Source organism: Rhizobium sp. P44RR-XXIV (assembly GCF_001999485.2).
Lineage (GTDB): Bacteria > Pseudomonadota > Alphaproteobacteria > Rhizobiales > Rhizobiaceae > Rhizobium.
Window position 1 is genome coordinate 681,471 of sequence record NZ_MPVZ02000025.1, and the last position, 13,401, is coordinate 694,871.

Consider the following 13,401-nt stretch of genomic DNA (forward strand, 5'->3'; position numbering starts at 1 on the left):
CCGGACCGAGCGACGGCAGGTCTGCTCTCGCGTATTTTGGCCACGATCGATGAGATAGAACATGGGAATCTGGATCGATACCGACATGGGGTTCGATGACATCGCCGCCATCCTGGTTGTCGTGCATTCGAAGCTTACTATCGACGGTGTTTCGCTGGTAAGCGGCAACGCTCCGCTATCGCATGTCCAGGCCAATGCGGCGAGTGCCGCCGCCGTCTTCAGCTGGAGATTTCCCATTCACACCGGCCGCGAATTGCCGGCGCTCTGCAAGCTGGAGACGGCGCAAAGCATTCTCGGCCAGACCGGCATTCCGACAACGGGCCGGAGCCTGCCGCCCGCCAATCCGCTGCCGTTGAGCAATGCTTTTACCGCACTCTGCGATTGGCTTGCCGATGGCGCGAGACCGAAACGCATCCTCGCGCTTGGTCCGCTGACAAATATCGCCGCCCTCGCGCTCGCCCGCCCGGAATTGGCCGCCCAGATCGACGAGCTGACCTGGATGGGCGGCGGCGTCACCTCAGGCAATCATACCGCCTCTGCTGAGTTCAACGCCTTCGCCGACCCAGAGGCGCTGGCAATCGTGCTGGCACATGGCCTGCCGCTCAGGATGATCGATCTCGACATCTGCCGGAAGGTGCTGGCCTGGCCCGAGGATGTAGCCCGCCTGCGCAAGACATCAGGCGAAAAGGCGCAGCTGCTCGCCGATCTTCTCGAAGGTTACGTCAACATCGCCATCAGCCGCGGCCGGCCGGCCATGGCCGTGTACGACCCGACGGCGGCGGCCATTTTCGTTGCGCACGATATAGCAACGCTTCGCCACGCACGGATCGAAGCCGAATTGCACGGGCAGCACACGCGCGGGCGCACCGTCGTCGAGACGCGCGCCTCGCATGGTGCCTTCAATGCCCATTTCGTGGCCGAAATCGATGCCGAAAAGGCGCGCTCCATCATATTCGATGCCCTGCAGCGAGAGGCCGGCCGATGACCAGAGATTTTTCCGGCGAGCCTGCCGATCTCAACGCGCCCGACCTGCGGGCACGCGCAGTCGCCGCCGCCCGAGGCGATGCGCCCTTTGACTTGCTGATCGCAGGCGGCCTCATTGTCGATATGGCGACCGGCCGGATCCGCGCCGCCGATATCGGCATTGTCGGTCCGCTGATCGCCAGCGTGCATGCGTCGGACAGCCGCGCGGATGCGGCGCGGACGATCGACGCAGCCGGATGCTTTCTTTCGCCCGGCCTGATCGACACGCATATGCACATCGAAAGCTCGATGGTGACGCCGGCTGTTTACGCCAAGGCCGTGCTGCCGCGCGGTGTGACGACCATCGTCTGGGATCCGCACGAACTCGGCAATGTCCATGGGCTCGACGGCGTGCGCTGGGCAATCGACGCAAGCCGGCAATTGCCGATCCGCGTGATACCGCTGGCGCCATCCTGCGTGCCCTCGGCACCGGGGCTTGAGCTTGCCGGCGCCGATTTCGACGCGACGGCGATGACCGAGATGCTCTCGTGGCCCGAGATCAGCGGTATCGCGGAAGTCATGACTATGCGCGAGGTGATCAATGGCGATCCGCGCGCCATCGGCATCGTCAATGCCGGGCTGCATTCGGGCAAGATGATCTGCGGCCATGCCCGCAGCCTAGAGGGCAGCGATCTCAACGCCTTCATGGCGGCCGGCGTCACCTCGGACCATGAACTGACGTCGGGAGCCGATCTGCTTGCCAAGCTATCGGCAGGATTGACGATCGAGATGCGCGGTTCGCATGATCATCTCATGCCGCAATTCGTCGAGACCATCAACGAACTCGGCTTTCTGCCGCAGACCGTGACGCTCTGCACCGACGACGTGTTTCCCGACGAACTCCAGGACGGCGGCGGCCTCGATGACGTGGTGCGCCGCCTCGTGCGCTATGGGCTGAAGCCCGAATGGGCATTGAGGGCAGCGACGCTGAATGGCGCAATGCGGCTTGGCCGAAACGACCTTGGCCTGATTGCCGCCGGGCGCCGTGCCGATATCGTGCTCTTCGAAGATCTTGAGGCCTTCAAAGCCCGGCATGTAATCACCAACGGCGTGCTGGCGGCCGAAGACGGCCGGATCGTCGGCGCCATTGCCGGGATCGATCCGCAGCCACTGCGCGATTCGATCAAGCTCGCAGCGCTTGGCGAGAACGATTTCCGCGTGCCGGCGACAGACGGTCGCGTGCGGCTCGCGACCATCGACCGGCCCCGCTTCACCCAATGGGGTGAGGTCGAGGCTGATGTGGAAGGCGGCTTCGTCGTACCGCCGGCCGGAACCATGATGCTGGCCGTCGCCCACCGCCATGGCAAAGCCGATAGCCGGCCACGGATCGGCTTTCTCACCGGTTGGGGCGAATGGCGCGGTGCCTTCTGCACGACGGTGTCGCACGACAGCCATAACCTTGCAGTCTTCGGTGGCAATATCAGTGACATGACGCTCGCCGCCAACGCTGTTATCGCGGCCGGCGGCGGCATGGCGGTTGCGCGCGATGGGAAGGTCGAGGCGTTGTTGCCGCTGCCGCTCTCCGGGCTGGTGAGCGATGACCCGCTTGACGAAATCGCCAATGCCTTCCGTGCTATCCGTGGCGCAATCGACGGTATCGTCGACTGGAGCCCGCCCTACCTCGTGTTCAAGGCCTGCTTCGGCGCCACGCTTGCCTGCAATGCCGGACCGCACCAGACGGATCGCGGGATCGCTGATGTCGCGACGGGGCGGGTGTTGGAGACGCCGGTGCTTGGGGTGGTTTAGGCTTTTGGCCTGATATTGGCTGTGTGTTCGTGGAGGGTGCGTCACCCCCCTCTGTCACTGTCGTGACATCTCCCCCACAAGGGGGGAGATCGTTGGGAGTTTGCGGCTCGTTACCCGTTAGGCAATAGGCTGCATTTTCAACGGATTCGATATTCGATTGAGGTAAAGAGTGCCTGCGAGTTACCAATCTCCCCCCTTGTGGGGGAGATGTCACGATAGTGACAGAGGGGGGTATCAGACCCTCGGCATAGTGAGGATTACTCCCCTTCCCCCAACTCCTGCCGCACCAGCGTCGCCCAAAAGGCCACGCCCGAGGCGATCGCATCGTCGCTGAAGTCATAGGCCGTGTTGTGATGCAGCGCGCCGTCGACGGCGGGGCCATTGCCGAGCCAGACGTAGCAGCCCGGCGCTTTCTGGCCGAAGAAGGCGAAATCGTCGCCGGCGGTCGAGGGTGGAAAGCGGGTCAGCACCTTCTCACCGAAAACGGTGGTGGCGGCTTTTAGCGCCCGCGCAGTAGCATCGGCATCGTTGACGACGGGCGGAATGCGTCGCTCGAATTGATAATCGACCGCAATGCCGTACATGGCGGCTGTACCCTGCGCCAGGCGCCCGATTTCCTGTTCGAGCTGATCGCGAACCTTCGGCGTATAGGCGCGCGCCGTACCGCCAATGTCGACAGTGTCGGGAATAACGTTCAGCGCATTGGGATCGCCCGCCTGCAGCGAACAGGCGCTGACGACAGCCGGCTGCAGCGGATCGACGACTCGGCCGACGATGGTCTGCAACGAAGACAGGAAGGTCGCCGCGGCCGTGATCGGATCCTTGCCGAGATGCGGCTTGGCGCCATGCGTTCCGGTGCCGCGAAAGGTGATGCGCCAGCTATCCGAAGACGCGAGCTGCGGCCCCTCGACAACAGCCATCTCGTCGACGTCGAGACCGGGCATATTATGCAGGCCGTAGACGGCGTCGCAGGGGAAAAGGTCGAACAGGCCCTCCTCCACCATGCGTTTGGCGCCGCCGCGTCCTTCCTCGGCCGGTTGGAAGATGAAATGCACCGTGCCGGAAAATCCGCGCTTCGCGGCGAGATGGCGAGCAGCACCGATAAGCATGGTCGTGTGGCCGTCATGGCCGCAGGCGTGCATCTTGCCGGGAATGGTTGACTTGTAGGGACGATTGGCCTTTTCCGGCATGGCCAGCGCGTCCATGTCGGCGCGAAGGCCGATGCGGCGGGTGCCGTTGCCGATCTGCAAGGTACCGACGACACCGGTCTTGCCGAGGCCGCGATGCACCGTCAGACCTGCCTCCTCCAGCAGAGTGGCGACGATGCCGCTGGTGCGTTCCTCCTCGAAGCTGAGCTCCGGGTGGGCGTGAAGATTATGACGAAGCGACGTCAGGAAAGGGAGATCCTGGGCGATCTCATCGGAGAGAGACATGGGCGTTCCTTCGGCATCGGCGCAATTGCGAAAAGCGATCACGCCTTTCTTTCGCAAAGGCACGGCGGTTTCAATCGGAAAGAGCTCAATTGCCCGAGGGATCGAAGACGTGTGCCTTGCCGATCACGCTGACATGAACGGCAGCGCCGACATCTGGCAGATCGACGCTGGAACTCTTGATCGTCAGCGGCGCCAAGCCGGATGCCTCGGCAAGTGCAAGCGTGACCGTGCAGACGGCACCGCCGAATTCGACATCCAGAACATTGCCGGCACATACGGCCGCGGAATCCGCCCCGGCGATCGCGCTGAAGCGAAGCTGCTCGGGGCGCAACATGATCTCGCCGGGTCCGCTCCTGCCATTCGTATGGGTCGCGATGCGGCCGAGGACACAATCAGCAAAACCATCGCTCAATTCCGCCGGCAGCAGAATTGCATCTCCGAGGAAAGTCGCCGTTTCCCGGTCGCGCGGGGAGAGATAGAGAGTCTGCGGCGTTCCGGCCTGCACCAATTTGCCCTCCCGCAGCACCGCAACCTGATCGGCAAAGGACAGCGCCTCTCCCTGATCATGGGTCACGAGCACGGTGGTAATGCCGGCATGCTGCAGCACACGGGCGACGGCCTTGCGCATGTTTTCGCGCAGGCCCGTGTCGAGTGCGGAAAAGGGTTCGTCGAGCAGCATCAGTCTCGGCTTGCGGCCGAGGGCGCGCGCCAGCGCCACGCGTTGCTGCTGGCCGCCGGACAGTTGATGCGGACGGCGGGCGAGCATGCCGCGATCGAGCTCCACCATGTCGATGAGGGCGTTGATCTGCTCGGCGCGATCCGCCTGACCGCGCTCCATGCCGAAGCTGATATTCTCGGCGACGCTCAGATGCGGAAACAGCGCGCCATCCTGCGAGACGATGCCGATGCCGCGGCGATGCGCCGGGACAATGGCCGGACCGTCCGCCAGTGTCTGGCCCTCCAGCGTCACCTGACCCTCATCCGGTATCTCGAAGCCGGCGATGATGCGCAGCAGCGTCGTCTTGCCGGAGCCCGAGGGGCCGACGATGGCGGTACGGCTGCCCGCGGCCACGGTGAGATCGATGCTGTCGAGCGCGTGCACCGGGCCGTAACGCTTGCTGATGTTCTTGATCGCCAGAAAGGTCATTGCCCGGCCGTTCGCTTGGATTGCACATAAAGAAGAAGGGTGAGCGGCAGCGACAGCACGACCATCATGAAGGCGTAGGGCGCGGCGGAAACATAGTCGATTTCGCTCGTCAGTGCCCAGAATTTCGTCGCCAGCGTTTCCGTGCCGTTGGGCGACAGCATCAGCGTCGCCGTCAGCTCGTTGGTGATGCCGAGCGCGACCAGCGCGACGCTGGCGGCAAAGCCGGGTGCGGCAAGGCGCATGGTGACCTGGCGCACGGCCTGCGACGGCATGCGGCCGAGCGCATGGCGGCGCGCTCAAGTTCGACAGGTGCCTGGGCGATGCTGGCGCGCAAGCCGACCATGGCACGCGGGAGAAACAGCAGGACATAGGCGAGCAGGAGCGTGGCAAATGTCTGGTAGAGCGGCAGGATCAGCCGGACGGTAATCGAGACCAGAGCCAGGGCGACGACCACGCCCGGCAGCGAGCCGACATAATAATGGCAGGCTTCGAGGATGCGCTGCAGCCGGCCCGGCGCGCGCACGGACAGCCAGGCCATGGGGACCGCAGCTATCGTCGTCAGCAGACCGCCGGCAACCGCCAGGCCGATGGTTTGCAGCAAGGCCCAGCCGACGGTATCGATCCGCCAGATGCCGATGCCGCCAAGATAAAGCCAGCGCGCCAGGGTGACGAAGGGGACGCCGAGCGTCAGCACGCTGTCACAACAGGCAGCGCGATGGCCGGGGCGACGAACCAGCCGAGGCGACGACGATCGGCCGGGCGCGCCGCGCCGGAGCCGACGCGGGCATAACGCTCGTTGCCGCGCACAAGGACCTCGATGCCGAGCAGCATCAGGCAGCAGAAGACGAGGACGCCGCCGAGCATATTGGCGGCAGGGCTGTTATAGGCCGATTGAAACTGATCGACGATCGCGGTCGAGAAGGTATCGAAGCGGATCATCACGTAGAGGCCGTATTCGGCCAGGAGATGAAGGCCGATCAGCAGCGAGCCGCCGCAGATGGCAAGGCGGAGCTGCGGCAGGATCGCCCGGAAGAAAACGCGCCAGGGGCCGAGGCCGAGCGAAGCGGCAGCATCCTCGATCGCCGGATCCAGCCGGCGCAGGGTCGCGGCCACAGGCAAATAGAGGAAGGGGAAATAGGCGAGCACCGATACCAGCACGCCGCTCCACAAGCCTCGCATGCTCGGCACGAGGCTGACCCAGGCATAGCTGTGCACGAAGGCGGGCACCGCAAGCGGCGCAACCGCCAACCAGGACCAGATGCGGGCACCGGGAAGATCGGTGCGCTCCGTCAGCCAGGCGAGCGTTACCGCAAGGAGAATGGAGAGCGGGATGGTGCAGACTTCGAGCAGGACGGTATTGACGAGCAGCTCGCCGACGCGATTGCGGAAAACAAGGGCCACCACTTCGGCCCAGCCCGTATCGATCGAGATCCAGATGATGAAGCCGAGCGGCACCAGGCTCAGGAGGGCGACGACGGAAGCGAAGGCGACAACGGAGGCATGCCGAACGCGGTTGCGGGGAGCAGCCGTCAACTGGGGCATTCGCATGGCGGCGGCCTCAGCGGCCGGCGCGGCATATGTGTTCTTCTGCAGCAAGTCCAAGCTGCCTTTCACGCCCTGAAATAGGAAGGCAACCGCCGTTGAAAGGCGATTGCCCGATGGTCAGCCTAAAAGGCCATTCGCATGCCCCTAGCAGGGCATGCGACAGTGATGCAAGTGCAGAGCCCGGGATCAAGGCGCAAGCCTTTCCGAAAACGGCTCAAAGGCGTTTCCGTCCGGGCTTTCAGCTTAGATAAGGCCGGCTTCGGTCATCAGGTCGGTTACCTTCTTGCTGTTCAGCTTGGAAGGCTCGACCTTTGGCGCCTGCAGGTCCTTGATCGGCACCAGCTTCGGATTGGATGCGTCGCCAGTGCCGACGGCATATTCATAGGAGTCGCCGTCGCGCAGAACGGCCTGACCGCTCTTGCCGGTGATCCACTTGAGGAATGCCTGAGCTTCCTTCTGGTGCTGGCTGGAGGCCAGAACCGCACCGCCGGAGATGCTGACGAATGCGCCCGGATCCTGGTTCTTGAAATAGTGCAGAAGAACGTTCTTGCTGTTCTCGCCGGTCTTGGCCTGATCGCCGAACCAGTAATAGTGGTAGATCACCGCGCCTTCGATCTCGCCGGCATTGACAGCCTTCATGGCAACGCTGTTGCCCTTGTAGAAGCTGGCATTTGTCTTCATGGCCTTCAGCCAGGAACGGGTGGCGTCTTCGCCCTTCAGCTCCAGAAGCGCGCTGACGATTGCCTGGAAATCGGCGCCGGCCGGCGAAGCACCCCAACGGCCCTTCCACTTCGGATCGGCCAGATCGAGCAGCGACTTCGGCAGATCGGCTTCCTTCAACTTAGTCTTGTCATAGGCGAAGACCGTCGAGCGGGCGGCAACGCCGACCCAGTTGCCATCGGCCGACTTGAAGGTTTCCGGCACCTGCGCGAGCGTCGCGGCATCGACCGGAGCGAAAAGCTTGTTCGAATCGACCAGCGTCATGCCGGGTGAATTCTCGGTCAGATAAACGTCTGCGGGGGAAGCAGCGCCTTCCTGAATGATCTGGTTGGCGAACTGCATGTCGCTACCATTGCGGATCGTGACCTTGATGCCAGTTTCCTTGGTGAAGCCATCCGCCCATGCCTGCGTCAGCGTCTCGTGCTGGGCATTGTAGACCACGATCCCTTCGGATTCGGCGGCGTTCGCGATCATTGGAGCAACGGCAAGACCTGCCGCCAGTGCCAGCATGCTGGTGAGATGAGAAAAGGAAAAAGCCATAGGTCCTCTCGCTTGAAAGTCGCTACCCCCGGCAGCGATGCGATAGCGTATATTTTTCCTGACCGTTTTTTTCAAGTTTACGCTCAGTCCCTGCTTATCACAAAAGTTTGAGAATGGAGTCAAGATTTAACCGTCACGCCTTTTGCGGGCCGAAGCCGGGCGCAGTTGGCGTGCCCGAGCGGGCGGCTGCGGTCCGGTCATGATGTTGGTGGGATTGCCGAATGTGGTGGCTGGGCCGCTGATCGCCTGGCTCATTCACGCATCCGGCTTGAATGAAAAAAGGGCCGCGGCGTTCACACGCTACGGCCCTTTGCCAATCCGAAAATCGAGATCAGGTGTCTTTCGTCTCCAGCGTCTTGCTGAAGAAGATCGCGACCAGCGTGCAGACCACGCCCGACAGCAGATAGAGGCTGGTATAGACGAGGCCGAACTGGCTGGAGAGGCTCAACGCCACGAAGGGCGCAAAGCCGGCACCGATGAGCCAGGACAGATCCGAGGTCAGGGCCGAGCCGCTGTAACGATAGTTGCGGCTGAAGCGGGAGGCACTGGCACCTGCCGCCTGGCCGAAGGAGAGGCCGAGCAGCGTGAAGCCGAGGACGACATAGATATGACGGCCAGTCACTCCGCCATCGAGCAGCCACGGCGCGATGAAGGCGAAGCAGGCGATCAGCACCGCGCCGAGGGCGAGCTGGTTGCGACGGCCGATCCGGTCGGCAATGAGACCGGAACAGATGATGGCGACAATGCCGCAGATGGCGCCGACGAATTCCATCAGAAGGAACGAGCCGGGAGTCTGCTCGCTGTAAAGCGTCACCCAGCTCAGCGGGAAGACAGTGACCAGATGGAAGGTTGCAAAGCTTGCAAGCGGCACGAAGGCACCGATCAGCACGTCGCGGCCATGGACACGCAGCAGTTCGGTCATCTTGACCGGCTCCAGCTCGTGGCGTTCCAGCAGCGCACCGAATTCCGGCGTGGCGACAAGGCGAAGCCGGGCGAACAGCGCCACGACGTTGACCATGAAGGCGCAGAAGAACGGATAGCGCCAGCCCCAATCAAGGAAGTCGGCTGTCGTCAGGCTCGTGGCGAAATAGGCAAACAGCGCGCTTGCGAGCATGAAGCCGATCGGTGCGCCGAGCTGCGGGATCATCGCATACCAGCCGCGATGGTTCGTCGGGGCATTGAGAGCGAGAAGCGAAGCCAGGCCGTCCCAGGCGCCGCCGAGCGCAAGGCCCTGGCCTATGCGGAAGAGCGCGAGCAGGATGATCGCATAGGCGCCGACCTCAGAATAACCCGGCAGGAAGCTCATCGCGGCCGTCGAGCCGCCAAGCAGGAACAGCGCTATGGTGAGCTTGACGCCGCGCCCATATCGACGATCGATCGCCATGAAGATGAACGAACCGATCGGCCGGGCGACGAAGGCGAGTGCAAACACGAGGAAGGAAAGCAGCGTGCCGTGCAGCGGGTCCGCGAAAGGAAACATCAATTTCGGGAAAACCAGCACCGATGCGATGGCATAGGTGAAGAAATCGAAAAATTCGGAGGTGCGACCGATGATCACGCCGATGGCGATGTTGCCGGGAGCGACAGAGCCGCCAGCATGCATGCTGCGAGCGTCACTTTCGAGTGTTGAAGATGTGGGGTTTAAAGTTTCATGTGTCACGCTGACCATGTATGGGAGCCTCCCTCTCCAAGCGCGAATTCCTCCACGAATTCACGCATAATCAAAATGTTGATCAAACGTGCGAACATATCAAGTGTCGCGCATGAAATAATTCGCAAATTAGCCATCAAACCCGCCCTTATCCGGCTTTGTCACCCTGTCATCTGAATATGGGAAAAGGCGACCGATGGTTATTTGTTCCGATCCAGGTATATTAGCCACGACAAAAGCGAATGATCGATGGAAAACCTTCTGGATTTCAGCAGGTTTTCCCGATAGGTGGGACCGCATTCCATACCGCATTGCACTCGCACTTGCTGCGGTGCGACGAAACACCTCATATCGTTCATGACCGCCGTCCTTTAGTCGCGGTAGGGTCGAAACAAAAAGAGCTTTAAGACGTGCTAAGACTAGCGAAGATTTTCAGCCGTTTATCCGTCATCCCACTGTTTTTGCTGCTCTCCGGTTGCAATTTCGTGGTGATGGCTCCCTCCGGCGATATCGCCATGCAGCAGCGAGACCTGATCATTATCTCGGTGGTGCTGATGCTGATCATTATCATCCCCGTGATCTTCCTGACGCTGTATTTTGCCTGGAAATACCGGCAGTCCAACACGCAGGCGACCTACGAGCCGGAGTGGCATCATTCGACACGTCTGGAGCTGGTCATCTGGTCCGCTCCGCTTGCCATCATCATCGCGCTCGGCGCGGTGACCTGGATCAGCACCCATCAGCTCGACCCCTACCGTCCGCTCGACCGGATCGCGGCCGACAAGCCGCTCAGCGCCGACGTCAAGCCGCTGACCGTCGAAGTGGTCGCACTCGACTGGAAATGGCTCTTCTTCTATCCGGATTACGGCATCGCCACCGTCAACGAGATGGCTGCCCCGGTCGACCGGCCGATCAACTTCAAGATCACGGCTTCGGCGGTCATGAACTCCTTCTTCGTGCCGGCACTGGCCGGCCAGATCTACGCCATGCCGGGCATGGAGACGAAGCTGCACGCCGTCATCAATCATCCCGGCGAATTCCAGGGCCTGTCCGCCAACTACAGCGGCGCCGGCTTCTCGAACATGCGCTTCAAGTTCCATGGCCTCAATCAGGCTGATTTCGATCAGTGGGTCCAGAAGGCCAAGAGCCAGGGCACCGCACTTGGCCGTCCCGAATATCTGGCGCTCGCCAAGCCGAGCGAACGCAACCCGGTACAGTACTTCAATGCCGTCGACGATGGTCTCTACAATGCCATCCTCAACATGTGCGCCGATCCGAGCAAGATGTGCATGAGCGAAATGATGCATATCGACGCCAAGGGTGGCGGCGGCAAGGAAAGCCAGGAAAACCGCGAGCGTCTGATCTACGACAACCGCGATGGCAGCCCGCTCCACGCCACGCCTGTCAAGGCCGATGGCGGCGCCGACCATTCCATGCAGCACGGAGACAACTCGATGCAGGGCATGTCCATGCAAGGCATGGATATGGGCAACGGCTCTTCTTCCGATTCGTCGACCGGTTCGGCGCAGCACCAGGGTCATTGATCCGGTGCGCTTAGTAACAAGACATTTATAAGGACAGAGGCAATCCATGTTTTCCAACCCGGACCTCTATAAATTCATCTTCGGCCGGCTGACGCTCGACTCGATCCCGTACCACGAGCCGATCCTCGTCGTGACCTTCATCGGCGTCGCGATCGGCGGCATCGCCCTTCTCGGCCTGCTGACCTATTTCCGCCTCTGGGGCTATCTCTGGACAGAATGGTTCACCAGCATCGATCACAAGAAGATCGGCATCATGTATGTCGTGCTGGCGCTCATCATGCTGCTGCGCGGCTTTTCCGACGCGTTGCTGATGCGCATGCAGCAGGCATTTGCCTTCAACGGTTCTGAAGGCTTCCTGCCACCGCATCACTACGACCAGATCTTCACCGCCCACGGCGTCATCATGATCTTCTTCGTGGCGATGCCCTTCGTCACCGGTCTGATGAACCTGGTCGTGCCGCTGCAGATCGGCGCACGCGACGTGTCCTTCCCCTTCCTGAACAATTTTTCGTTCTGGATGACGACGGCAGGCGCGATCGTGATCATGATCTCGCTCTTCATCGGCGAATTCGCGAAGACCGGCTGGCTGGCCTATCCGCCGCTCTCCGGCATCGCCTACAGCCCCGATGTCGGCGTCGATTATTACATCTGGGGCCTGCAGGTCGCGGGTATCGGAACGACGCTCTCGGGCATCAACCTGGTCGCCACCATCGTCAAGATGCGCGCGCCGGGCATGACCTTCATGAAGATGCCGGTGTTCACCTGGACGTCGCTCTGCACCAACATCCTGATCGTTGCGTCCTTCCCGATCCTGACCGCAACGCTCGCACTGCTCACCCTCGATCGCTACGCCGGCACGAACTTCTTCACGAACGACCTCGGCGGCAACCCGATGATGTATGTCAACCTCATCTGGATCTGGGGCCACCCGGAAGTCTACATCCTGATCCTGCCGGCCTTCGGCGTGTTCTCGGAAGTGGTCGCCACCTTCAGCGGCAAGCGTCTCTTCGGTTACGCCTCGATGGTTTACGCCACCTGCGTGATCATGATCCTCTCCTACCTCGTCTGGCTGCACCACTTCTTCACGATGGGCTCGGGCGCCAGCGTCAATTCCTTCTTCGGCATCACCACGATGATCATCTCGATCCCGACAGGGGCGAAGCTGTTCAACTGGCTGTTTACGATGTATCACGGCCGCATCCGCTACGAAGTACCGATGCTGTGGACCGTCGGCTTCATGGTGACCTTCACCATCGGCGGCATGACCGGCGTCATGCTGGCAATTCCGCCGGCCGACTTCGTGCTGCACAACTCGCTTTTCCTGATCGCCCACTTCCATAACGTGATCATCGGCGGCGTGCTCTTCGGCATGTTTGCAGGCGTCAACTACTGGTTCCCGAAGGCCTTCGGCTTCAAGCTCGATCCTTTCTGGGGCAAGATGAGCTTCTGGTTCTGGCAGATCGGCTTCTGGTTCGCCTTCATGCCGCTCTATATCCTCGGCCTGATGGGCGTTACCCGCCGCGTTAGCCAGTTCGACGATCCGTCGCTGCAGATCTGGTTCATCATCGCAGCCTTCGGCGCCGGCCTCATCGCCATCGGCATCGCCTGCTTCCTCATCCAGATCGCCGTCAGCTTCATGAAGCGCGAAGAGCTTCGCGACCACACGGGCGACCCCTGGAACGGCCGTACGCTGGAATGGTCGACCTCGTCACCGCCGCCGGCCTATAACTTCGCCTTCACGCCGATCGTCTACGATCACGATGCCTGGTATGACATGAAGGCTCGTGGCTATGTCCGGCCGACCGAAGGCTTCATCCCGATCCACATGCCTAAGAATACCGGCACCGGCGTCATCCTCGGCGCTCTCTCGATCGCCTTCGCATTCGGGATGATCTGGTACATCTGGTGGCTTGCCGCCATCACCTTCGTCGCGATGCTCGTCATCACGATCGGCCATACCTTCAACTACAAGCGTGACTACCACATTCCCGCCGAAGAGGTGGTGAAGACCGAGAACGAGCGTACGAAGCAGCTCGCAGGACAGGTGTAAGA

9 protein-coding genes and 1 pseudogene are annotated in these 13,401 nt (G+C 61.7%); 4 read left to right on the forward strand and 6 right to left on the reverse strand.

The genetic code is table 11. The features are described 5' to 3' along the window. The first annotated feature begins 61 nt into the window (after window positions 1-61). Together BSK43_RS08715 and BSK43_RS08720 are read left to right on the forward strand one after the other, a co-directional pair. Window positions 62-985 (forward strand): nucleoside hydrolase, encoded by a 924-nt coding sequence (locus tag BSK43_RS08715; protein ID WP_077468323.1) that lies wholly within the window; start codon window positions 62-64, stop codon window positions 983-985. Beyond that, window positions 982-2,769, forward strand: a complete 1,788-nt coding sequence (locus BSK43_RS08720) for an adenine deaminase (RefSeq protein WP_077468322.1) — start codon at window positions 982-984, stop codon at window positions 2,767-2,769. The genes BSK43_RS08715 and BSK43_RS08720 overlap by 4 nt, the downstream gene beginning before the upstream one ends. Before the next feature lie 257 nt (window positions 2,770-3,026). Here BSK43_RS08720 and BSK43_RS08725 read toward each other — a convergent pair whose 3' ends face one another. The 6 genes and pseudogenes from BSK43_RS08725 to BSK43_RS08745 all read right to left on the reverse strand — a co-directional run bounded on the left by BSK43_RS08725 (window position 3,027) and on the right by BSK43_RS08745 (window position 9,823). Then, window positions 3,027-4,202 (reverse strand): M20 aminoacylase family protein, encoded by a 1,176-nt coding sequence (locus tag BSK43_RS08725; RefSeq protein ID WP_136686801.1) that lies wholly within the window; start codon window positions 4,200-4,202, stop codon window positions 3,027-3,029. 85 nt (window positions 4,203-4,287) lie between these two features. Next, on the reverse strand, window positions 4,288-5,349 hold the full coding sequence (locus BSK43_RS08730) for an ABC transporter ATP-binding protein (protein ID WP_077468321.1): 1,062 nt from the start codon (window positions 5,347-5,349) through the stop codon (window positions 4,288-4,290). Further along, a pseudogene (locus BSK43_RS08735) lies at window positions 5,346-6,897 on the reverse strand (iron ABC transporter permease). Before BSK43_RS08735 ends, BSK43_RS08730 begins: the two are co-directional and overlap by 4 nt. Window positions 6,898-7,137: 240 nt before the next feature. After that, window positions 7,138-8,154, reverse strand: a complete 1,017-nt coding sequence (locus BSK43_RS08740; RefSeq protein WP_077468320.1) for an iron ABC transporter substrate-binding protein — start codon at window positions 8,152-8,154, stop codon at window positions 7,138-7,140. Between the two features lie 126 nt (window positions 8,155-8,280). Next, a complete protein-coding gene (locus BSK43_RS35955) occupies window positions 8,281-8,409 on the reverse strand; it encodes a hypothetical protein (RefSeq protein WP_281406622.1) in 129 nt (42 codons plus the stop codon). A gap of 76 nt (window positions 8,410-8,485) precedes the next feature. Beyond that, window positions 8,486-9,823: an MFS transporter gene (locus tag BSK43_RS08745; RefSeq protein ID WP_068401081.1), complete on the reverse strand. Its 1,338-nt coding sequence runs from the start codon at window positions 9,821-9,823 to the stop codon at window positions 8,486-8,488. A 392-nt stretch (window positions 9,824-10,215) separates the two neighbouring features. Between BSK43_RS08745 and cyoA the strand changes: the two genes are divergently transcribed. Then, entirely contained in the window at window positions 10,216-11,349 is a 1,134-nt protein-coding gene (gene cyoA / locus BSK43_RS08750; RefSeq protein WP_077468319.1) for a ubiquinol oxidase subunit II, read from the forward strand. A gap of 46 nt (window positions 11,350-11,395) precedes the next feature. Then, a complete protein-coding gene (cyoB, locus tag BSK43_RS08755) occupies window positions 11,396-13,399 on the forward strand; it encodes a cytochrome o ubiquinol oxidase subunit I (protein ID WP_077468318.1) in 2,004 nt (667 codons plus the stop codon). Window positions 13,400-13,401 lie beyond the last annotated feature (2 nt).